Origin of the sequence: Afipia sp. GAS231 (assembly GCF_900103365.1) — a bacterium.
Taxonomy (GTDB): Bacteria; Pseudomonadota; Alphaproteobacteria; order Rhizobiales; family Xanthobacteraceae; genus Bradyrhizobium.
Window position 1 is genome coordinate 3,483,873 of record NZ_LT629703.1, and the last position, 22,465, is coordinate 3,506,337.

The following is a 22,465-nucleotide window of genomic DNA, read 5'->3' on the forward strand; positions in this document are numbered from 1 at the left end:
CACGCCTTGCTTCGTCGCAACATTGAAAGGAAGACGTGGATGCCCGGGTCATCTAGTGCGAAGACGTGCTTCGCACTTCTGCCCGGGCATGACGGAATACACTACACCGGCAATCCAGCCTGCTTCGCCAATTCCTGCAACGACACCTGCGGCCGCGCGCCGATGTGCTGGATCACTTCAGCAGCGGCGAGTGCGCCGAGACGGCCGGCGTTTTCATGACCGGCGTTGCGGACCAGACCGAACAGGAATCCGGCCGCGAACAGATCGCCGGCGCCCGTGGTGTCGACCAGCTTTTGAATCGGAGATGCCGGCACCGCGACCACGCCGTCCTTCGAGGCCACGACGCAGCCCTTTTCGCTGCGGGTGACGACGCCGAGTTTGGTATCGGCGCGCAACGCTTTCAGCGCAGTGTCGAAATCCGAGGTCTGGTACAGCGAATGCAGTTCGGCCTCGTTGGCGAACACGAGGTCGACGGTGCCCTTGCGCATCAGGTCGAGAAACTCATCACGATAACGATCAACGCAGAACGAATCCGACAACGTCAGCGCCACCTGGCGACCGGCGCCATGCGCGATTTCAGCCGCCTTGACGAAGGCGTCCTTGGCGCTTTTGGGATCCCAGAGATAGCCTTCGAGATAGACGATGTGCGACGCCGCGATCTGCGCTTCGTCGATATCGGCAGGCGTCAGCTCCTGCGCCGCGCCGAGATAGGTGTTCATGGTGCGCTCGCCGTCTGCCGTCACCAGGATGTAGGAGCAGCCGGTGGCGGGCCCGCCGGAGGCGGCCTTGGTCTCGAATGCGACGCCGGCGGCGCGGATGTCGTGAGTATAGAGACCGCCGATCTGGTCGGCCTTGACCTTGCCGACATAGGCGGTGCGGGCGCCGAGGCTGGCGACCCCGACAATGGTGTTGGCGGCCGACCCGCCGGACATTTCGGTCGCCGGTCCCATATCCTTGTAGATGGCGGCGGCGCGCGCCTCGTCGATCAGCGCCATGCCGCCCTTGGTCATGCCATGCCGGGCGAGAAAGCCCTCGTCGGTCTGCACCAGCACGTCGAAAATCGCATTGCCGATCCCGAGAACGTCATATTTTGCGTCAGTCATCATCCGTCCTGTTTACGGCAATGTGGGCAAGAAAGCCGGGAGAAGGCTGCGGCCTACCAGATCGGCTCCGCGCCAGCAAGCGAACCTCTCTAACGAAATGACGTTTCTACGAACCGTCATCCCGTTCTATCTTTTTGTTTGAGCATGATCTTTTCGGAAAACCGGTGGCCACTTTTCCGGATCATGCTCTATAGACACACGATGATCCGCTCTTTCTTAACGGTATCGACGGGAACGCTGGCCTCGCGGCTGCTCGGATTCGCGCGCGATTCCATCATCGCGGCGCTGCTTGGCGCGGGGCCGGTCGCGGACGCGTTTCTCGCCGCCTTTCAACTGGTCAATGTCGCACGGCGGCTGTTGACCGAAGGCGGCCTGAACGCGGCGCTGGTGCCGGCCTGGCTGCGCGTTCGCGACACCGGCGGCGCGGTGGCCGCCGCAGCGTTCGCCGGCCGCGTGCTCGGCACCATCACCACGGCCCTGATCGCCGCCACAGCGGTGCTCGCTTTGTTGATGCCCCTTGTTATCACGGTGCTGGCGCCGGGATTCTCGGGCCACGAGACGCTGCAGATCGCCGTCGACGATGCCCGCCTGATGCTGCCTTATCTGGCCTTCGCAGGACCCGTGACGGTGCTGATGTCGCTGTTGAACGCGCAGGGCCGCTTCGCGCTGACGGCGTTCTCGCCGCTGCTGTTCAACATCGCGCTGATCGCGGTGATGACCGTGCTGCTGCTGCTGCGGCGGCGGCAGGATGCCACGGGTGCCGCAGAGATCATCGCCGCGACCGTCGCCATCGCCGGACTCTTGCAGCTCTCGATGCTGGTGCTGCGCCGTGGCGACGCCATCGCCACGCCGCTGCGCGTTTCATTCGACGCGGAAATCCGCGGCTTTCTCGCCAAGGCAATCCCCGGCATGGTCGCCACCAGCGGGCCGCAGTTGTTAATGGTCGCCGGCGTGATCATCGCGTCAACCTCGCCGTCGGCGGTGTCCTGGCTCTATTTCGCCAACCGGCTGATCGAACTGCCGCTCGGCATCGTCGGCGTCGCCATGGGCACGGTGCTGATTCCGGAACTGACGCGCGCGCTGCGCAGCGACGATCGCACGGCGGTCGCTTATGCGGAATCGCGCGGGCTCGAACTGGCCGTCGGGCTGGCGTTGCCGGCGATGCTCGGACTGATGGTGCTGAGCGAACCCGTGGTGCGGCTACTGTTCGAACACGGCGCCTTCACCGCGGCAGATACCAACGCCACCGCGCAGGCGCTGACATGGCTGGCGCTCGCACTGCCCGCCCATGTGCTGGTCAAGGCGCTGTCGCCGGCGTTCTTCGCGCGCGAGGACACACTGACGCCGCTGCTGGCGACGCTGAAGGGCGTCGTGCTCGCGCTGGCTTTGGCGGTCGTGCTCGGTCATTTCTTTGGCTCTGGCGGCATCGCGGCCGCCATCGCGCTGGGAGCCTGGAGCACCGCTGTGACCTTGATCCGCCGGGGCGCCGAGACGTTCGGGTTTTCGATCGACGCCGATGCGCGCCAGAGGCTGCCGCGCATGGCTGCCGGAGCGCTGGCGATGGGCGCGCTGTTGTGGCTGACGACGAGATTTGTGTTGCCGCTGGCGGCCGGCGCGCATGGCCTCACCCAGGCGGCGATTCTGGCGATACTGATCGCCGGCGGAATTGCGGTTTACGGCCTGTTTCTGCGGCTTTCCGGCATTACCGGCTGGCGCGAAGCGGTTAACGCGCTCCGGCAAAAAACGCCCGCCGACTTGCGCGAATAGGCCTGAAGTGGCAAACGACGCGCCACAGCGGCACACCTTCTGGGAAGCTAACCATGGCCATGGTTGAACGGGTTTTTTCGGGCGTCCAGCCGACGGGCAATCTGCATCTCGGCAATTACCTCGGCGCGATCGTCAATTTCGTCAAACTGCAGCAGACGCATAATTGCATCTACTGCGTCGTCGATATGCACGCGATCACCCAAGGCGTCGATGTCTGGGGCGGCCCGGCCGAACTGGCGCGCAACACCCGCGAAGTGACGGCGGCGTTCATTGCCTCCGGCATCGATCCGAAGAAGCACATCGTGTTCAACCAGAGCCAGGTCTCCGGCCATGCCGAGCTGGCGTGGATCTTCAATTGCGTGGCGCGGATGGGCTGGCTCAACCGCATGACCCAGTTCAAGGACAAGGCTGGCAAGGATCGCGAGGCGGCATCGGTCGGATTGTACGACTATCCGGTGCTGATGGCGGCCGACATTCTGGTTTACCGCGCCACCCATGTTCCGGTCGGCGAGGACCAGAAGCAGCACCTGGAGCTGTCGCGCGACATCGCGCAAAAGTTCAACAACGATTTTGGCGACTCGATCCGCAACCACGGCTTCAGCGAGGGCGTGTTCTTTCCGCTGCCGGAGCCTGTCATCACCGGACCGGCGACGCGGGTGATGAGCCTGCGCGACGGCACCAAGAAGATGTCGAAGTCGGATGCGTCGGATAATTCGCGGATCAACTTGACCGACGACGCCGACACCATCGCGGCGAAGATCCGCAAGGCGAAGACCGATCCGGAACCGTTGCCGTCGGAAGAAAAGGGACTGGAGCCGCGCCCCGAGGCCGACAACCTCGTCGGCATCTATGCGGCGCTGTCCGGCCGCACCAAGGCCGATGTGCTCGGCGAATTCGGCGGCGGACAGTTTTCCAGCTTCAAGAACGCGCTGGTGGAACTTTGCGTCGAAAAACTCGCGCCGATCGCGTCCGAGATGAAGCGGCTGGTCGCCGATCCCGGTCATGTCGATTCGATCCTGATCGACGGCGCCGAGCGCGCTGAGGCGATTGCCCAGGAAACCATGAACGCGGCCAAGGACATCGTCGGCTTCATCCGCAAGCGCTAAATAATCGCACCGCGGCAATCGGCGACGCCGCTTGTCGAAAGCGGCCGCGCCGTGGCAGCATGCATCGGTTTGGCGCAGCACCGGGATATGCATGACCACCCAGCGACGAAGCTACGAGACGGGTCACAAGCCAAAATGTCTTGTCATCGTTGACGACACCGCGGAGTGGGACCGCGCGGTCTATTACGCCAGCCGCTGGGCGATCCGGGTCGGCGGCGGGGTGGTGATGCTGCGCATCATCGAGATCGAAGACCAGAACCAGCAATGGCTGGGGGTGGCCGACATCATGCGCGCCGAGGCCGAAGAAGCCGCCAATGAAGCGCTCGACCGCGCCTCCGGCCGCGCCAACGGCATTGCCGCGATCACGCCGGAGCGGGTGATTCGCGAGGGCGATCCGACCGCCCAAATCCTCGACGTGATCGACAAGGACGTCGACATTACGACGCTGGTGCTGGCGGCCAACCCCGGCGCCGAGGGTCCCGGTCCGCTGGTCACCCTGATTGCCGAAGCCGCCGGTTCGTTCCCGATCCCGCTTACCATCGTGCCCGGCGATTTGAGCGACGCGGATATCGACGCCCTGTCCTAGGTCGTCCCCGCGGACGCGGGGACCCATACGCCGTGCCGCCTCTGGTTAACAACGGCTAGCCGGGCCACCGAAAACGACCGATTCTGCCGGGATTACGGGTCTCTCGTGCGCAGGAACGACATGCATAGGGGCTATTTCCCCCTTGATCGTGCGTTGGCTGTCGCCATCTGCTAAGCGTAGCCCACGCGCCGGCCTTGAACCGGCGACGCCGGAGAAAGCCCATGTTTATCCAGACCGAAGCCACACCCAATCCCGCCACCCTGAAATTCATTCCGGGCCGCGCCGTGCTCGACACCGGCACGATGGAATTCGCCAACCGTGAAGCCGCCGCGCGTTCGCCGCTCGCCGAACGGCTGTTCGCCGTCAATGGCGTCACCAGCGTGTTTTACGGCTCGGACTTCGTTACCGTGACCAAGGACGACAGCGACTGGCAGCACCTGAAGCCCGCGATCCTCGGCGCCATCATGGAGCACTATATGTCCGGTGCGCCGCTGCTGGCAGACGGTACGGCCGGCAACGACGAGGCGCTCGACGAGGACGACGAGTTCTTTGACGAGGCCGACGCCGAGACGGTCGAGACCATCAAGGACCTGATCGAGACCCGCGTGCGCCCCGCAGTCGCCAATGACGGCGGCGACATCACCTTCCGCGGCTTCAAGGACGGCGTCGTCTATCTCAACATGAAGGGCTCCTGCGCCGGCTGCCCGTCATCGACGGCGACGTTGCAGCACGGCATCCAGAACCTCTTGAAGCACTTCGTGCCTGACGTGGTTGAAGTCCGTCCGATGTAGTTCGGCTGCCGTAGGGTGGGCAAAGGTGCTTCGCGCCGTGCCCACCATCTATCGCAAATCACTAACTTGAATGGTGGGCACGCTTCGCTTTGCCCACCCTACGAAGTCTTTGTCGTGGCCGGGCATCTGTGACTACATCGCCACGCGCTGCAAAGCAGCACTCGATTAATAAATAACAATATCAATGCCTTAGTGGTCCTGGAAATCTCCAGCCGCTACGCCGGCTTCAAGGCATCGCGCCGGGATTTCTCCAGCCATACACATCCATTGAAATTCATCCCCAGCGCCGCATTCAAACGGAACCAAAAAACCTCTAGGTTGGCGCGATGCTGATCCTCGCCATCGATACCGCGCTTGATGCCTGTGCTGCGGCCGTACTCGACACCAACGCCAACAAGATCCTCGCGCACGAGTCGCTGCCGATGAAGCGCGGCCATGCCGAAGCGCTGATGCCGCTGATTGCGCGCGTGATGAAAGCTTCAGGCATTGCATTCGACGCGCTGGATCGCATCGCGGCGACCACCGGTCCCGGCAGCTTTACCGGATTGCGCGTCGGCCTCTCCGCCGCGCGCGGCATTGCGCTCGCTGCCAACAAGCCGGTGGTCGGATTGACGACGCTTACGGCCTACGCCGCGCCCGTCGTCAGCGAGAACGGCGAGCATCCGATCGTCTCCGCGATCGATGCGCGGCACGACCATGTGTATTTCCAGGTGGTGAGCGGCGACGGCGGGTCGCTGGTCAAGCCGAAGGTGGCGCCGATATCGGAGGCGCTCGAGGCCGCGCGCTTCGGCGCACCGCATCTGGTCGGCAATGCTGCAACGATTCTCGCCGACCGCTGGCCGAAGGATTCGCCGCCGCCGTTCAAGGTCGATCCGCTGCCGGCGCCCGACATCGGCTGGGTGGCCTGGCTGGGCGCTGCCGTCAGTCCGGAAAATTCGCCGGCCCGTCCTTATTATCTGCGCGCGCCCGACGCCAAGCCGCCAAAGGATCCGCTGCTCAGCCCGGCGCCGCCGGCGCCATGATGGCAGGCCTGCTGCAATCCTGGCTTTCCAGGTTTTCCGGATGGCGTGGCGGCGGTATCGCTTTGGTCGAACCGGCCCGCGCGCGTGACGCCGCGCGGCTGGCGCAATTGCATGGCGCCTCGTTTCATCGCGGCTGGGGCGAAGGCGAATTCGAGACCATGCTGACCGAGCGCAATACGCTGGTTGACCGGCTGCGACAGGGACGCCAGATCATCGGCTTTGCGGTGTCGCGCATCGCCGCCGACGAAGCCGAAATATTATCCATCGCCATCGACGCGAGGGAGCGCGGCCGCGGTCTGTCGCGCAATCTTCTGATGACTCATTTGGGCCATCTCGCCGGCCGCGGGGTGCGCACCATATTTCTCGAAGTCGAGGAAAATAACCGCCCGGCGCGGCGGCTGTATGAATGGGCCGGTTTCGGCGTCGTTGGGCGCCGGGAACGCTATTATCAGCAGCCCGGCGGGGAGCAATTGAATGCACTTCTGATGCGGCGCGACTTGTCGTAACATGCGCCCGGTGGCACAACGCCGCGACCTGTTCTCCAAGGCCCGAGATCATGCCCGTACTGAAATCCCCGCCCGCGCACAAGAATACCGGTATCGAGGCCCGCTGTGCCGCTACCGGCATGCGTATGACCGAGCAGCGCCGCGTCATCGCGCGCGTGCTCGCGGATTCCGTCGACCATCCCGATGTCGAGGAACTCTACCGGCGTTGCGTCGCGGTCGACGACAAGATCTCGATTTCGACGGTGTACCGCACCGTCAAGCTGTTCGAGGATGCCGGGATCATCGAGCGGCACGATTTCCGCGAGGGCCGCGCGCGTTATGAGCAGATGCCCGACAGCCATCACGATCACCTGATCAACCTGCGCGACGGCAAGGTGATCGAGTTCACCTCCGAGGAAATCGAGAAACTGCAGGCCGAGATCGCCCGCAAGCTCGGCTACAAGCTGGTCGATCACCGGCTGGAACTGTACTGCGTTCCGCTCGACGACGACAAAAACTGAGTGCGTGCCTCGATAGCGTTTTCAAGCGAAGTGGGGACCGGTTCGCGTGAAGAAAACGCGTCAAAATAAAAGCTTGAACGCGAACATCGATCTCGTCATTTTCGATTGCGATGGCGTGCTGGTCGACAGCGAAGTGATTTCATGCCGCGCGCATGCGGAAACGCTCACGCGCCACGGCTATCCGATTACACCTGAACAGGTGTTCGACCGCTTTCTCGGCCAGTCGATGCGCAAAGCGACGCTCGAAGTTGAAGCGGAACTGGGCCGTCCCCTGCCGGATGACTTCCATACCCAGGTGTACGCCGAAATTTTCCAGTTGTTTGCGGCGTCACTCGAAGCCACGCCCCACATCGACGCGGCGCTGGCCGCGATCGTGCTTCCCGTGTGCGTCGCTTCGAGTGGGCCGCCCGAGAAGATCAGCACCAGCCTCAACCATGTCGGACTGTACGACCGCTTCGCGCCCCATGTTTTCTCCGCCGTGCAGGTCAAAAACGGCAAACCGGCGCCGGATCTGTTTCTGTTCGCCGCCGAGCAGATGCGAGCGTCGCCCGCGCGATGCCTCGTGATCGAAGACAGCGTGGCCGGCGTCACCGGCGCACGGGCCGCCGGGATGACCGTGTTCGGCTATCACGGCGGCAGCCATTGCCGGCCGAACACCGCCGACACGCTGCGCGCCGCCGGCGCCGCGGCGACCTTTGACGATATGCGGCAATTGCCTGACTTGATTGGGCGGGTCGGGGCGGCGGCGCCCGTGACTTGACCCTAGTCATTCCGGGGCGGTGCGTCAGCTTCGAACCCGGAATCCAAGGATTCCCCGGGGTGCAATTGCACCCCTGAGGTTCGCTTCGCGCCCTCAGGTGCGCGATCGCGCACCGGGGAATGACCGTATCGGCTGGATTTCCTGTGGTTTAGCCTATATTTGACCCCTTAACAGACGTCCGCGCCGCATTGGCGCCGCTCCAACCCTTTATCCAGGTTCCATGAAGCCGCCGCGCAAGCTGCATATCAAGTCATATGGTTGCCAGATGAACGTCTACGATGCGCAGCGCATGGTGGACACGCTGGCGCCGGAAGGCTTTGTCGAGACTGCCAGCGCCGAGGATGCGGATCTGGTGATCCTCAACACCTGCCATATCCGCGAGAAGGCTTCCGAAAAGGTTTACTCCGAACTCGGGCGGCTGCGGGTCGCCAAGGACGAGGCTGCGCGCAATGGTCGCGAGATGCGCATCGCGGTGGCGGGCTGCGTCGCGCAGGCCGAAGGCGAGGAGATCATCCGCCGCGCGCCTGCCGTCGATGTCGTGGTCGGCCCGCAGAGCTATCACCATCTGCCGCAGCTATTGGCGCGCGCCAAAAGTCATGGCCGTGCGCTGGAGACCGAATTTCCGGTCGAGGACAAGTTCGGCTTCCTCCCCGCCCCAAAACCTGCGGCGATCCGCGCGCGCGGCATTTCTTCGTTCGTAACCGTGCAGGAAGGCTGCGACAAGTTCTGCACCTTCTGCGTGGTGCCTTACACGCGCGGCGCAGAAGTCTCGCGGCCGGTGGCGAAAATCGTCGACGACGTGATGCGGCTCGCCGACAATGGCGTGCGCGAGATCACGCTGATCGGTCAGAACGTCAACGCCTATCACGGCGAAGGCCCGGACGGAAAAACCTGGTCGCTCGGCCAACTGCTGCACCGGCTCGCTGAAATTCCCGGCATCGTGCGGCTGCGCTATTCCACCAGCCATCCCCGCGACGTCGATGATTCGCTTGTTTCGGCGCACCGCGATCTCGCCGCCCTGATGCCGTTCGTGCACCTGCCGGTACAATCCGGTTCCGACCGCATCCTGGCCGCCATGAACCGCAAGCATACCGCCGATGATTATCGCCGCGTCATCGACCGTTTTCGCGAAGCCCGCCAAGATATTGCGTTTTCATCGGATTTTATCGTGGGCTTCCCCGGCGAAAGCGCAGAAGAATTCGCCGCGACCCTCGCGCTTGTCATGCAAATCGGATACGCTGGCGCTTATTCGTTCAAATATTCGCCACGGCCCGGCACGCCGGCGGCGGACATGCGGGAGACGGTGTCAGCGGCAGAGATGGACGAGCGATTGGTGCGGCTCCAGGAATTGATCGACAGTCAGCAATCGGCCTTCAACAAGGCCATGATTGGCAACACCGTCGATGTGCTGTTCGAGCGCGCAGCGCGCAATCCCGGCCAGATCGTCGGCCGCACCGCCTACCTGCAGCCCGCGCATGTATTTGCCTCGTCGGACATCATCGGACAGGTGCTGCCGGTCAGAATCGACAGCCTGGAGCGCTACAGCCTGCTCGGCGAACTCGCCGGCCACGCCGCGCCGCCGATATCATCTCCGCTTTCACCAACGGCTAATTCTTCTCCAATGATCACGGGAGCCTGAACCCTTGCCCAAAAGCGCATCGGATTCACCTTCACTCGCTCCCAGCCGCAAATTTGAACGCGACATGCAAATTCCGCCCGAAACCCAGGTCGTCATCGATTTCGACGACAACCGCGCCGCTTCCGCTTTGGTCGGTCCCTACGGACAGAACCTCGCATTGGTCGAACGTCGGCTCGGCGTTGTCGTCGATTCCCGCGGCAACCACATCACCATCGCCGGATCGCGCGACGGCTGCGACGCCGCGCGGCGCGTGCTGGAGACGCTCTACGGGCAGGCCACGAAGGGCCAGGATCTGGCGCAGGGCGACGTCGAAGGCGCCATCCGCGCCGTGATCGCGCAGGGCTCGCTGTTCGAATTCGATCCCAAGACGGCCAAGAACCAGTTCGAGACCATCAACCTGCGCAAGCGCCCGGTGCGCGCGCGCACCGCCGCGCAGGATTCCTACATCCGCGCGCTGAAGCGCAGCGAACTGGTATTCGGCGTCGGCCCGGCCGGCACCGGCAAAACCTGGCTCGCGGTGGCGCACGCCGCGCAATTGTTCGAGCGCAAGGAAGTCGACAAGATCATTCTGTCCCGTCCCGCGGTCGAGGCCGGCGAGCGGCTCGGCTTCCTGCCCGGTGACCTCAGAGAAAAGGTCGATCCGTACCTGCGGCCGATCTACGACGCGCTGTACGACCTGATGGATTCGCGGATCGTGGAACGGGCGCTGCAGTCGAACGAGATCGAGATCGCTCCGCTCGCCTTCATGCGCGGGCGCACGCTGACCAATGCCGTCATCATCCTCGACGAGGCGCAGAACACCACGTCGATGCAGATGAAGATGTTTTTGACCCGGCTCGGCGAAAACAGCCGCATGATCATCACCGGCGATCCGTCGCAGGTCGACTTGCCGCCCGGCCAGACCTCGGGACTGGCCGAGGCCGCGAGATTGCTCGACGGCGTCGAGGGCATCTCGCAGGTGAAATTCACGGCCGAGGACGTCATCCGCCATGAATTGGTGGCGCGAATTGTCGCCGCCTATGAGGGATTGCCGCAAAAGCCGGCAACCGGCCGATCTTGATCGAACCATTTTCGCGCTCGGACCTGCCGCTGGCAGATCCGGGCCGCACCCTGAACGATGGAATGCAAAACCCAACTACGCAATCGTCTGGAACGCTCGTGTCTTCCGCCCTTCCGCTTACTGAAGTTCTGGTCGTCGCCGATTGCTGGCAGACCGAGCCCGACGCCGAGGCGGTGATCCATCGTGCCATCGAGGCCGCGGCCGAATTCGCCGATGCCGATGTCGGCGAGGCCGAACTCGCGATCATGCTGACCGACGATTCCGGGATTCGCACGCTCAACAGCAACTGGCGCGGCATCGACAAGCCGACCAACGTGCTGTCGTTTCCGGCGCTGCAGCCACCTGCCGGCGCGCCGTCCGACGCGCCGCGCATGCTCGGCGATATCGCGATCGCGTATCAGACCACGCGCAAGGAGGCCGATGACGAGCAGAAGCCGTTCGACCATCACCTCAGCCATCTTGCGGTCCACGGCTTCCTGCATCTGATCGGATACGATCACGAGAACGACGGCGACGCCGAAGCGATGGAAGGTCTGGAGACGGAAATTCTGGCGCAGCTCGGCATTCCCGATCCTTACCAGGATCGAGATCCCGATGCGGACCGGAAACGGATGGACTGACATGCCGGATTCCGACCCCGTTCAGGACAACCCGCGCAACACGCCGAACTTGCCGGCCGTGGTGAAGGACGGCGAGGTGCTGCGCCCGTCCGCCGACAACTGGCTGCTGCGCGCGATCCGCACCTTGTTCGGCTGGAAGCCGGGATCGGTCCGCGACGACCTGCAGGTCGTGCTCGACACATCGACCCCCGACGATGTCGGCTTTTCCGCCATCGAGCGCACCATGCTGCGCAATATTCTCGGCCTGCACGAGCGGCGGATCGCCGACGTGATGATCCATCGCGCCGACATCGTCGCGGTCAAGCGCGACATCCCGCTCGGTGAATTGATGAGCCTGTTCGAAAGTGCGGCGCATTCGCGCCTCGTGGTCTACAACGAAACCCTCGACGATCCCGAAGGCATCGTTCACATCCGCGATCTGCTGGCGTTCATGACCGTGAAGGCGCGCGGCGGCGTGGTTGGCAAGGCCAAGCGAAAGAAGCCGTTTCCAGCCGGCCTCGATCTGCGCGCGGTCGATCTGGCGCTGCCGCTTGCCGAGGCCAACATCATCCGCAAGCTGCTCTACGTGCCGCCCTCGATGCGGGCGATCGACCTGTTGGCGCAGATGCAGGCCTCGCGCATCCATCTCGCGCTGGTGGTCGACGAATATGGCGGCACCGACGGACTGGTGTCGATCGAGGACATCGTCGAGCAAATCGTCGGCGAGATCGACGACGAGCATGACAGCGACGAGCCGCCGGACATCGTGCGACGGGAGGACGGTTCTTTCATCGCCGACGCCCGCGCCAGCCTCGAGGACGCCCGCAAGGTGATCGGCGAGGATTTCATCACCGGCGAGGCCAGCGACGAAGTGGCGACCCTCGGCGGCTATCTGGTCTCGCAGGTTGGCCGCCTGCCGGTGCGCGGCGAGGTGATCTCGGGCCCGGGCAATTTCGAAATCGAGGTGCTCGACGCCGATCCGCGGCGGGTCAAGCGGCTGCGCATCGCGGTCCGCAAGGAGCGTCCTGTCGCCCGCACCCCACGCGAAAGCCGCCGCCGCGAGCCCGCGCCCGACGCCAATACGCCGCAGGCAAATGACAATGCGCCGCCGACAAATGACAGTGCGCCGCCAGCGCCCGGCGATGGAGCCGGCTCGCAGTGAACTCAACCAGCAAACTCCGCGTCGCCGGTCTGGCGATCATCCTGGCCTGGGGATGGAAACGCGCTGGCCTGGCGCTGTTCGCCGGTGCGCTGTCGGCGCTGGCGATGGCGCCGTTCAATGCATGGCCGGTGCTGTTCGTGACCTTTCCGATCGCGGTCTGGCTAATCGACGGCGCCGCGGCCGGAAAATGGCGCGGCGTGCCGGCGGCCGCGATGTCGGGCTTCTGGTTCGGGCTCGGCTATTTCGTGCCCGGCCTGTATTGGATCGGCAACGCCTTCCTGGTCGATGCCTCGACCTTCGCCTGGCTGATCCCGTTCGCGGCACTCGGCCTGCCGGCCTATCTGGCGCTGTTCACCGCGTTGGGCTTCGCGCTGGCGCGCCTGCTGTGGACCCGGGATGCTTCTCGGCTGCTGGCGCTCGCGATCGGCCTGACGATCAGCGAATGGCTGCGCGGGCATCTGTTGAGCGGATTTCCGTGGAACGCATTCGGCTACGCGCTGTCGGAGCCGCTGGCGCTGGCGCAGACGGCGTCGCTGATCGGGCTGTGGGGCATGACGTTCCTCAGCGTGGCGATCTTCGCCAGCCCGGCAGTGCTGATCGACGGCAGTTCGCGCGGCCGCAAGCCCTGGATCGCACCGCTGGCGGCCGTGCTGCTGCTCGCCGCCATGGGCGTCTACGGCGCCGTCCGGCTGTCGCTGCAGCCGACCGTGCTCACCAAGGTCAAGCTGCGCATCATGCAGCCGAACCTGGAGCAGGACGCCAAGTTCAACTATTCCGCCAAAGCCGACGTGATGCAGAAATATCTGACGCTGTCCGACCGCGCGTCCGGGCCGCAGTCGACCGGCGTGCGCGACGCCAATATCCTGATCTGGCCGGAGTCCGCCTTCCCGTTTTTCCTGACGCGCGAAGCGGATGCGATGGCGGAGATCGCCGACCTCCTGCCCAAGGGCACCGTGCTGATCACCGGTTCGGTGCGGGCGCCCGAGGGGCCGCCCGGCGCCCGGATCACGCGGGCCTATAATTCGATATATGTGATCGACCATGACGGCAGCGTGCTGTCGGTTTATGACAAGCTGCATCTGGTGCCGTTCGGCGAATATCTGCCGTTCCAGGACTGGATGGAAAAGCTCGGCTTCGTCCAGCTCACCAAGATACAGGGCGGATTCATTCCGGGCACGCGCCGCCGCGCGATGGACATACCGGGTGCGCCGCGCGCGTTACCCCTGATTTGCTATGAAGTGGCATTCCCCGGCAGCATCGCGACCCGCGACGACCGTCCCGGCTGGATCGTCAACCTGACCAATGACGGCTGGTTCGGCATTTCGACCGGCCCCTATCAGCATCTGCAGCAGGCCCGCCTGCGCGCCATCGAAGAAGGGCTGCCGCTGGTGCGCGCCGCCAACACCGGCATTTCCGCCGTCATCGATCCCTCGGGGCGAATCGTCGCACGCCTCGGCCTCGGCCTCGAAGGCGTGCTGGATGCCAACCTGCCGACGGCGTTGCCGCCGACGGTTTATGCACAACTTAGAGACATTCCAATCGTCGTCATTATGGCTATTGCGCTGCTGTTGGTCATCCGACGCCGCCTCGTTAGGCGAACCGCCTGAAATTTGCATCTTGCATAATGTTTACTGTTGCCGGTTTGCCGCAACGGGAAGGTATGCGCAATTCCACCAGTTGACAGATTGACCGTGCACTTCGCATTCTGGGTTCCACGATCAAGAACAAGAACCAGTCAGCTCAATGCTCAACTTTTCTCCATTTCCACCCGATCCTCCGAGCAGGATTTGACGGTACCGGCGCCTGAGGCAGTTTAGTCTTGCCTCATCCCCCGGCGCGCAATCCCGAGGAGTGTTGAGATGTCCACCAAAGCGCCCAACCCTGTTGACAAGTATGTCGGCAGCCGCGTCCGCATGCGCCGCATCATGCTGGGCATGAGCCAGGAAAAACTGGGCGAGGCGTTGGGGCTCACCTTCCAGCAGGTCCAGAAATACGAAAAGGGCACCAACCGCGTCGGCGCCAGCCGCCTGCAGCAGATTTCAGAAATTTTGCAGGTCCCGGTTTCGTTTCTGTTCGACGGCGGACCGAGCGGTGCGGTGAATACCGACGGTTTTAGCGAAGGCTCCTCGCCCTCCTATGTTTCCGATTTCCTCGCCACATCCGAGGGTCTGGCGCTGACGCGTGCGTTCACACGCATCACCGACGCCAAGATGCGCCGCTCCATCGTCGATCTGGTCGAGCAGATCGCAACGCGCGAAGGCCCCGACAAGCGCTGAATGCGAACCTCGGTTCACACAGAACGATTGACGCGCCCATCGGCGTGAGCGCATGACATCGGGCGAATTCGCCCGATAACCACCATGCGCCGATGACCGACATCAATCCATTCGATTCCAAAACCATCCTCGACGGCATCCGCCGCTGGGTCGAGATCGAGACCCCGACCGAAGCGCCCGCACAGGTCAACAAGCTCGCCGACCTCGTCGCGTCAGGCTATCGCGACCTGCCGGCGACCGTCGAGCGGATCGCGGGCCACTCCGGATGCGGCGATCATCTCGTCGCGCGTTCGTCATGGGGACAGGACGCACCGGGAATCCTGGTGCTGAGCCATCTCGATACGGTGCATCCGATGGGCTTCATCGAGCGGCTGCCGTTTCGAATCGAGGGCGACAGCGCGTTTGGCCCCGGCATCTACGACATGAAGGGCGGCGCCTATCTCGCCTATCACGCGTTTCGCCAGGTTTGCGCGGATCCTGCGCACTCGCCGCTCGGCGTCACCCAGCTCTACGTCTCCGATGAAGAGATCGGCAGCCCGACATCGCGGGCGCTGATCGAACAGGAAGGCCGCAAGGTAAAATACGTGCTCGTCACCGAACCGGCGCGCGACGGCGGCAAGATCGTCACCGGACGCAAGGGCGTTGCGCGCTTCGAGATCTTCATCAAAGGCGTGCCCTCACATGCCGGCACAAGGCCCGAGGACGGCCGCAGCGCGATCCGCGAGCTCGGCAACGTCATCCAGACGCTGGAGGCGATGAACGACCTCAAGCGCGGCGTGACCGTCAATGTCGGCGTTGTACGTGGCGGCACCAAGCCGAACGTGATTGCGGAAGAGGCCTATGCCGAAGTCGACATGCGCGTGCCGACGATTGCCGATTCCGAAGAACTGGTTCCAAAAATCCTCAACCTGAAATCACGCACCGAGGGCGTCAGCGTCAAGGTGGTCGGCGAACTCAACCGGCCGCCCTACGAAAAGGGCAACGCCGGCGCAGCACTCTACGAGCACGCCAAAACCCTGGCGGCCGAGATCGGCTTCGATCTGGTGGACACCGCGACCGGCGGCGGCTCCGACGGCAATTTCACCGCGCCGCATACCGCGACCCTCGACGGTTTAGGCGTCGACGGCCAGGGCGCGCATACCCATTACGAGCAGATGTACATCTCGTCGATCGAGCCGCGGGCGCGGCTATTACACCGGCTGTACCAGACGCTGCGATGATGGCCTCCGATCACGAGCCCGACGATCAGGAAACGCCGCCGGACGACGGCGCGTCGGCGCATGCGCGCGGCTCGTTCTTCGGCCGCCGCAAGGGTCACAAGCTCCGCAATCATCAGGCCGACCTGATCGACAATTTGCTGCCGCATCTGGCGCTCGATATCGGCGGCGGCCCTGCGCCTGCCCGTCTCGCCGAACTGTTCGAAGGCGAGATCAGCGATGTCAGGCTCGAAATCGGATTTGGCGGCGGCGAACATCTGATCGCCGAAGCGCAAGCGTTTCCGCATATCGGGTTCATCGGCTGCGAGCCGTATGTGAACGGCATGGCCAAGATCCTGACGCAGATCGAAGCCCTCAACATCTCCAACATCCGCCTCTACGCCGGCGACGCCGCCGAATTGCTGGCCTGGGCGCCGCCGCAATCAATGCCGCGGATCGACCTGATCCATCCCGATCCCTGGCCGAAGCGGCGGCACTGGAAGCGTCGCTTCGTGCAGGACGCAACCGTCGCGGCGATGGCGCGCATCATCAAATCAGGCGGCGAGTTTCGTTTCGTCAGCGACATCGACGATTACTGCGCCTGGACGCTGGCGCATCTAAAACGCTCGCCGGATTTTCTCTGGACCGCGGAGCGCGCGATCGATTGGCGCCAGCCATGGGACGGCTACACCATGACCCGCTACGGCCGCAAAGCCGAACGCGAGGGCCGCGTCGCGGCGTATTTGAGATTTCGGAGGGTTGGGTAACTGTCATTCCGGGGCGATGCGAAGCATCGAACCCGGAATCTCTCGAGATTCCGGGTCTGGTCCTTCGGACCATCCCGGAATGACCGCATAAATTTTACCCCTTCGCCTCTTCCATCCGCGCTTTCCTCGCGTCGGTGGCTTCCCACACCATGCGCTTGCCGCGCTCGCGGCCGAGCAGTTCGATCGGGTCGTGGTTGTCGATGTGACCGAACTGTCCCTTGTAGACGCTGTAGCCGCAGAGTTCCTGCAGGCGCCGCGGAAATCGCTTGGCGGTCTCCTGGGGAATGCCGAGCTGCAGGTTTTCCTGCTGCCGCATCCAGCCCCAGCAATAGGCGCAGGAGAACGCGAACCGCCTCGCATCAGAGGTGTTGGCGCCGCCGCCGTGCCAGAGCGCGCTGTCGAACAACATCACGCTTCCCGCCGGCATGGTCGCGGTGACGGCGTCATATTCCCTGCCGTATTCCGGCGAGGAAGCGAACTTGTGGCTGCCCGGCAGAATCCGCGTCGCGCCGTTGTCGTCCCTGAAATCCGACAGCGCCCAGATCGCGTTGATGGTGATCGGAATGTGCGGACGCGGCAGCGGAATCAACTGGGTGTCTTCGTGGATCGGCTGCGCTTCCTGGCCGGGCCCGAGCACCAGCGAGCAGAACGAGGACAGCAGACATTCCTTGTCGAGCACACGCTCGACCACCGGCAGTACGTTCTCGTGCAGCGGCACTTCCCAGAACAGGTCGTCGTAGGTGAGAAGATTATTGATCCGCACGGTCTTGAAACCCTCGAACGAGGTTTTCGCTGGACCGAGATGATGTTCGCGCTCGACGCGCTCCAGCGCCTGCTTCAGGCCTTCGACCAGTTCACGGCTCGCCGCCTGCTCGATGACGGTGAAGCCGTCGTCGCGGATCCGGTCGGCATGGGCTTGAACCTCGACGTCCGTCAGCATTTTTTTGGGCTCCCTGTCGTGACGCTGTTCCGCGTCTTCGGGACACAGGATAGCGCGATCGTCAGAGATTGGGCAATTCCGTCAAGCTAGCGGACGGGTCTTCCAGAAGCCGACCACGCGTTCGGCGGTCGAAGGCATCAGGCGCGCGAAATTGACGCGCGCGTTTTCAATATCCGCCGGCGATGCCACCCGGTTCGGGCCGAGCCGGAGCAGGATCAGGGCGCGCACGGTCGCCCATTCCAGGTTGACCGCCTTGCCGGCGATCAGGATCGGATCGTAGCGGTCGCCGGTAATCAGGCGATCCAGCGTCGCAATCTTGACACCGGTCATCGCCGACAGCGCCGCGATCGATTCCTCGTATTTGTGGGATTTGGCAAAGCCGAGCAGCGCGCTTTCGTTCAGTTCGCCGGCGCTATGCAGCGCGAGAACGGTGCGCTGCGCCGGCGCGAAGTCGCGGCTGCTCTCGACCCGATCCGCGATGCCGGAGATCTCGTTCATCGCCCGCTTGATCGCCATTTGCCGGGCTGGCTTGACCACCTCGAACAAGCGGCGGCGGATCACGTCGATCGATCCGGACAGCAGATCCTTCAACTGCTCGGCCGAGAGATCGTCGCGCTGGCCGACCTTGAGCGTCAGCACGCCGTCCTGGCCGGCACGCTTGATCAACGTCGAATAACCGTCAGACGAGAAGGCCGCGCCGGCATTGCTGGCCGCGCCCCTGACGACGTCGCGATTGCCGCGGAGAACCATGACGTCGGTGAGGCCGGACGAGAGCGCGGGCCGTTCCGTCATCGCCAGCAGATGGCCCTGACCTTTGGCCTGGGCAATCTCGATCAGCGTCGGCTCGTCGATCACGGACGATCGCCGCAGCAGCGGTCCCGCGATCGCAATTTCGTCCTCGTGCGCGAGCTGGCCGACCAATCCGCGCGGCGCGTTGGCCAGCAACGATAGCCGCTCGGCCAGATTGGCGCGCGCGGCAAGTTCGGCATGCGGGACGAGGCTGGTCAGCACACCGTCGAACAGATCGACGTGATCGGCGCGGAAACTCGCGGCACCCTGCAGGAATAATTCGCTGATCCGCCGCGCGGCGTCAGCCCGCCGTTTCGGGTCGCCACGCCGGACGATGTCGTCAAGTTCCGGGATCAGCGTTGCCGCGGTGGTCATCAACCCATCCAAACCGGCCGAACTGGCTGGTTTTCGGGCAATCTAGGCATCGTAGGTGAATGAAGGGTTAGGTTTTGCGGTACCCCGGGAAACCCCGCAAAATCGCCCGCTGACGGCGCGCAGGCCTTGCCGGATTGCGGGAAAACGGCTATATCCGCGGCAACTTAAAGTTCTCATACGATCGCGTATCGAGAGTGGGCCCTTCCGGACCCGCTCTTTTTTATTACCTGAACGACCCTAGCCCGCAAACGGGCGAAAGGCTAAATTCAGGGAGCCGGCCGGGTGCAATTGAGCCCGACGTAAACCCTTGTAAATAAGACGCTTTTGACCCTAGACATGACCGATCCAACTACTGGTTCCGTGGATATCGACCTGTTGGCCGAGCCCCGTCTCGTCGTCGAGCCGGGCGTGGCCGCGCGGGTGTCCGCGGTTGCCGGACCGGTGTTGCAGGGGCTGGGCTACCGGCTGGTCCGGATCAAGATCTCCGCCGAGGCCGGCTGCACGGTCCAGATCATGGCCGAACGGCCCGATGGCACCATGCAGATCGAGGATTGCGAGGCGATCTCGCGGGCGCTGTCGCCGGTGCTCGATATCGCCGACCCGATCGAGAAGGCCTACCGGCTGGAAATTTCGTCGCCGGGCATCGACCGCCCGCTGGTGCGCCGGTCCGACTTCGAGCGCTACGCCGGTCATCTGGTCAAGGTCGAGATGGCGGTCGCCCATCAGGGCCGCAAGCGTTTTCGCGGACACCTTGCCGGCGTCGAGGGCGACGCCGTGCGGCTGCATCCCGATGGCGTCCGCACCAGCGAAGATGATGATGTGCTGCTGGTGATGGAAGACATCTCCGATGCACGCTTGGTGCTGACCGACGAGTTGATCGCGGAATCAATGCGACGCGGCAAGCAGGCCGAGCGCGAGTTGAAGCAGAGTCTTGGAATCGCGCCGCCACCTCCGCCGCATGCGAAGCGCAGCGATCCGACCAAGAGCAACAAGCCCAAGCCGAAGCCGCTGAAGAAGCCGCTTCCGAAGAATACCAAGAAACACCGCCTCGCCGCGCAAGGTCTGCCCGGCGGCGAATTCGATCCTACCGAAGGAGACTAGGTCATGGCAGTCAGTGCCAACAAACTCGAACTGCTGCAGATCGCGGATGCCGTCGCCCGCGAAAAATCGATCGATCGTTCGATCGTGATCGCCGCGATGGAAGACGCCATCGCCAAGGCGGCCCGTGCCCGCTACGGCAGCGAGACCGACGTTCACGCCGAGATCGACGCCAAGAAGGGCGAGCTCAGGCTGTCGCGCCACATGCTGGTGGTCGAACTGGTCGAGAATTCCTCGAACCAGATCTCGCTGGCGGACGCGCAGCGCGCCAATCCCGGCGCCCAGGTCGGCGACACCATCGCCGACACCCTGCCGCCGCTGGAATACGGACGCATCGCCGCGCAGTCGGCCAAGCAGGTGATCGTGCAGAAGGTGCGCGAGGCCGAGCGCGACCGGCAGTACCAGGAATTCAAGGACCGCATCGGCGACATCGTCAACGGCGTGGTCAAGCGCGTCGAATATGGCAGCGTGATCGTCGATCTCGGCCGCGGTGAAGCCATCGTGCGCCGCGACGAAATGCTGCCGCGCGAAGTGTTCCGCAACGGCGACCGCGTTCGCGCCTACATCTTCGACGTCCGGCGCGAAACCCGCGGACCGCAGATTTTCCTCTCCCGCACCCATCCGCAGTTCATGGCGAAGCTGTTCGCGCAGGAAGTGCCGGAAATCTATGACGGCATCGTCGAGATCAAGGCGGTGGCCCGCGATCCCGGCTCGCGCGCGAAAATCGGCGTGATTTCAAGGGATTCCTCGGTCGATCCTGTCGGCGCCTGCGTCGGCATGCGCGGTTCGCGCGTGCAGGCGGTGGTCAACGAGTTGCAGGGCGAGAAGATCGACATCATTCCGTGGTCGCCCGATATCGCGACCTTTGTCGTCAACGCGCTGGCGCCTGCCGAAGTCGCCAAGGTCGTGATCGACGAAGAGCGCGAGCGGATCGAGGTCGTGGTGCCCGACACCAACAACCAGCTCTCGCTGGCGATCGGCCGCAGAGGCCAGAACGTACGGCTGGCTTCGCAGCTGACCGGCTGGGATATCGACATCCTCACCGAGCAGGAAGAATCCGAGCGCCGCCAGGCCGATTTCGAGAACTCCACGCGCGTCTTCATGGAAGCGCTGAATGTCGACGAAGTGGTCGGGCAGTTGCTGGCCTCGGAAGGCTTCACTTCGGTCGAGGAACTCGCGCTGGTCGACGCCAAGGAACTGGCCGGTATCGAGGGTTTTGACGACGAAACCGCCAACGAGCTGCAGAGCCGGGCGAGAGAATATCTGGAACAGCTCGAGACGGAGCTGGAAAACAAACGTAAGGAACTCGGTGTGGATGACGCTTTGAAAACGGTGCCCGGCGTAACCTCGAAAATGCTGGTGAAATTCGGCGAGAACGACATCAAGTCGGTCGAGGATCTGGCGGGCTGCGCCACCGACGACCTGGTCGGCTGGACCGAGCGCAAGGAAGGCGGCGAGCCGACCAAGCACCCCGGCATTCTCGACGCCAACGAGACCTCCCGCGACGATGCCGAGCGCATGATCATGCAGGCGCGCGTCATTGCCGGCTGGATCACCGAGGCCGACCTCGCCAAGCAGGCGGAGACGGCCGAGGCTGCTGAAGACGAAACGGCGTAGGGCTAAGTGTTCCGCAACATCCGATACCGTTTCTGCGCGCATCCCGTGCGCAGATGACCGGAGTGACCGAACAGGCATGCTCGCTTTGGCTGACCCCGATCTCGACAATGGGCCGCGGACCGACAGGTCCGCGACCATGCGGATGTGCGCGGTCAGCCGCGAGGTACGTCCGATCGACGAACTGATCCGGTTCGTCGTCTCGCCCGCGGGCGAAGTGATCCCCGATTTGAAGCGCAAATTGCCCGGCCGCGGCCTGTGGGTCTCGGCGTCGCGCCAGACCGTTGCGGAAGCGGTGCGGCGTAACCAATTTAGCAAGGGGTTCAAGCGCCAGGTCCGGGCTGCTGCGACCCTCCCCGCCGACACCGAAGCGTTGCTGGTCCGGAGCTGCACCGACGCGCTGGCCATGGCCGCCAAGGCCGGTCAGGTCGTTTCCGGCTTCAGCAAGGTCGAGGGGGCGCTCCAGCACGGCCAGGCCGCAGCCCTGATCCACGCTTCCGACGGCGCCGCCGACGGAATCCGCAAATTGGACGCGATCGCCGGGCAGAGAAGCGGAAATTCCGGTGAATCGCCGGTTTTTCCGATCGTTACTGTTTTAGCGTCCGAACAATTGGATTTGGCACTGGGGCGGTCAAATGTGATACATGCTGCCCTGCTCGCGGGCCCGGCGAGCAAGACGTTCCTGTCGCGCTGCCAAATCCTGGTCCGATACCGGATGGCCGATGACGACAAGACCGCCAATGCGGCCAGAAATTCTGACTAACGAAGACAGCTTCAAAGACGGTGCGTACGCACCACGCAACAAGATT

Annotated in this window: 22 protein-coding genes; 19 read left to right on the forward strand and 3 right to left on the reverse strand. The window is 63.8% G+C overall.

The features are described 5' to 3' along the window. Positions 1-101 precede the first annotated feature (101 nt). Complete coding sequence (locus tag BLS26_RS16450; protein ID WP_092518122.1) at positions 102-1,103, reverse strand: adenosine kinase; 1,002 nt, start codon at positions 1,101-1,103, stop codon at positions 102-104. A gap of 201 nt (positions 1,104-1,304) precedes the next feature. On the opposite strand from BLS26_RS16450, the gene murJ reads away from it, so the two are divergent. From murJ to BLS26_RS16530, 16 genes are all read left to right on the forward strand, one after another. Then, positions 1,305-2,870, forward strand: coding sequence for a murein biosynthesis integral membrane protein MurJ (murJ, locus tag BLS26_RS16455; protein WP_092518123.1), 1,566 nt, complete (start codon positions 1,305-1,307; stop codon positions 2,868-2,870). Positions 2,871-2,923: 53 nt separating this feature from the next. Further along, positions 2,924-3,976 (forward strand): tryptophan--tRNA ligase, encoded by a 1,053-nt coding sequence (gene trpS / locus BLS26_RS16460; protein ID WP_092512797.1) that lies wholly within the window; start codon positions 2,924-2,926, stop codon positions 3,974-3,976. Positions 3,977-4,067: 91 nt separating this feature from the next. Beyond that, a complete protein-coding gene (locus tag BLS26_RS16465) occupies positions 4,068-4,562 on the forward strand; it encodes a universal stress protein (RefSeq protein WP_092518124.1) in 495 nt (164 codons plus the stop codon). A gap of 221 nt (positions 4,563-4,783) precedes the next feature. Further along, positions 4,784-5,353 carry a NifU family protein gene (locus BLS26_RS16470; protein WP_092512799.1) on the forward strand — a complete coding sequence of 190 codons (570 nt, stop codon included), beginning with the start codon at positions 4,784-4,786 and terminating at the stop codon, positions 5,351-5,353. Positions 5,354-5,679: 326 nt separating this feature from the next. Next, the gene (gene tsaB, locus BLS26_RS16475; RefSeq protein WP_092512801.1) at positions 5,680-6,375 is read left to right on the forward strand and encodes a tRNA (adenosine(37)-N6)-threonylcarbamoyltransferase complex dimerization subunit type 1 TsaB; all 696 of its coding nucleotides are present in this window, start codon (positions 5,680-5,682) and stop codon (positions 6,373-6,375) included. A gap of 11 nt (positions 6,376-6,386) precedes the next feature. After that, on the forward strand, positions 6,387-6,881 hold the full coding sequence (rimI, locus tag BLS26_RS16480) for a ribosomal protein S18-alanine N-acetyltransferase (protein WP_092518125.1): 495 nt from the start codon (positions 6,387-6,389) through the stop codon (positions 6,879-6,881). A 50-nt stretch (positions 6,882-6,931) separates the two neighbouring features. Further along, positions 6,932-7,381 (forward strand): Fur family transcriptional regulator, encoded by a 450-nt coding sequence (locus BLS26_RS16485; RefSeq protein WP_092512803.1) that lies wholly within the window; start codon positions 6,932-6,934, stop codon positions 7,379-7,381. A 46-nt stretch (positions 7,382-7,427) separates the two neighbouring features. Further along, on the forward strand, positions 7,428-8,141 hold the full coding sequence (locus BLS26_RS16490; RefSeq protein ID WP_244541954.1) for an HAD family phosphatase: 714 nt from the start codon (positions 7,428-7,430) through the stop codon (positions 8,139-8,141). 220 nt (positions 8,142-8,361) lie between these two features. After that, positions 8,362-9,780: a tRNA (N6-isopentenyl adenosine(37)-C2)-methylthiotransferase MiaB gene (gene miaB / locus BLS26_RS16495; protein ID WP_092512807.1), complete on the forward strand. Its 1,419-nt coding sequence runs from the start codon at positions 8,362-8,364 to the stop codon at positions 9,778-9,780. Between the two features lie 4 nt (positions 9,781-9,784). Continuing rightward, the gene (locus tag BLS26_RS16500; RefSeq protein WP_092512809.1) at positions 9,785-10,840 is read left to right on the forward strand and encodes a PhoH family protein; all 1,056 of its coding nucleotides are present in this window, start codon (positions 9,785-9,787) and stop codon (positions 10,838-10,840) included. Between the two features lie 98 nt (positions 10,841-10,938). Further along, the gene (gene ybeY / locus BLS26_RS16505) at positions 10,939-11,460 is read left to right on the forward strand and encodes an rRNA maturation RNase YbeY (protein WP_371360832.1); all 522 of its coding nucleotides are present in this window, start codon (positions 10,939-10,941) and stop codon (positions 11,458-11,460) included. A 1-nt stretch (position 11,461) separates the two neighbouring features. Beyond that, positions 11,462-12,601 (forward strand): hemolysin family protein, encoded by a 1,140-nt coding sequence (locus BLS26_RS16510; protein ID WP_244541955.1) that lies wholly within the window; start codon positions 11,462-11,464, stop codon positions 12,599-12,601. Then, the gene (lnt, locus tag BLS26_RS16515; protein WP_092512813.1) at positions 12,598-14,208 is read left to right on the forward strand and encodes an apolipoprotein N-acyltransferase; all 1,611 of its coding nucleotides are present in this window, start codon (positions 12,598-12,600) and stop codon (positions 14,206-14,208) included. Before BLS26_RS16510 ends, lnt begins: the two co-directional genes overlap by 4 nt. 252 nt (positions 14,209-14,460) lie before the next feature. Next, positions 14,461-14,877, forward strand: coding sequence for a helix-turn-helix domain-containing protein (locus BLS26_RS16520; protein WP_092512815.1), 417 nt, complete (start codon positions 14,461-14,463; stop codon positions 14,875-14,877). A 92-nt stretch (positions 14,878-14,969) separates the two neighbouring features. Further along, positions 14,970-16,097: a M20 family metallopeptidase gene (locus tag BLS26_RS16525; protein WP_092512817.1), complete on the forward strand. Its 1,128-nt coding sequence runs from the start codon at positions 14,970-14,972 to the stop codon at positions 16,095-16,097. Further along, positions 16,097-16,840, forward strand: coding sequence for a tRNA (guanine(46)-N(7))-methyltransferase TrmB (locus BLS26_RS16530; RefSeq protein ID WP_092512819.1), 744 nt, complete (start codon positions 16,097-16,099; stop codon positions 16,838-16,840). Before BLS26_RS16525 ends, BLS26_RS16530 begins: the two co-directional genes overlap by 1 nt. 94 nt (positions 16,841-16,934) lie before the next feature. Here the strand turns inward: BLS26_RS16530 and BLS26_RS16535 are convergent, their stop codons facing one another. Both BLS26_RS16535 and BLS26_RS16540 read right to left on the reverse strand, forming a co-directional pair. Further along, positions 16,935-17,780 (reverse strand): phytanoyl-CoA dioxygenase family protein, encoded by an 846-nt coding sequence (locus BLS26_RS16535; RefSeq protein WP_092512821.1) that lies wholly within the window; start codon positions 17,778-17,780, stop codon positions 16,935-16,937. 81 nt (positions 17,781-17,861) lie between these two features. Next, entirely contained in the window at positions 17,862-18,944 is a 1,083-nt protein-coding gene (locus BLS26_RS16540) for a DUF2336 domain-containing protein (RefSeq protein WP_092512823.1), read from the reverse strand. 336 nt (positions 18,945-19,280) lie between these two features. Between BLS26_RS16540 and rimP the strand changes: the two genes are divergently transcribed. The 3 genes from rimP (at position 19,281) to BLS26_RS16555 (ending at position 22,419) form a co-directional block, all read left to right on the forward strand. Further along, entirely contained in the window at positions 19,281-20,045 is a 765-nt protein-coding gene (rimP, locus tag BLS26_RS16545) for a ribosome maturation factor RimP (protein ID WP_092512825.1), read from the forward strand. A gap of 3 nt (positions 20,046-20,048) precedes the next feature. Next, complete coding sequence (gene nusA / locus BLS26_RS16550; RefSeq protein ID WP_092512827.1) at positions 20,049-21,659, forward strand: transcription termination factor NusA; 1,611 nt, start codon at positions 20,049-20,051, stop codon at positions 21,657-21,659. Between the two features lie 76 nt (positions 21,660-21,735). Then, a complete protein-coding gene (locus BLS26_RS16555) occupies positions 21,736-22,419 on the forward strand; it encodes an RNA-binding protein (RefSeq protein WP_092512829.1) in 684 nt (227 codons plus the stop codon). The last annotated feature ends 46 nt before the right edge of the window (positions 22,420-22,465 follow it).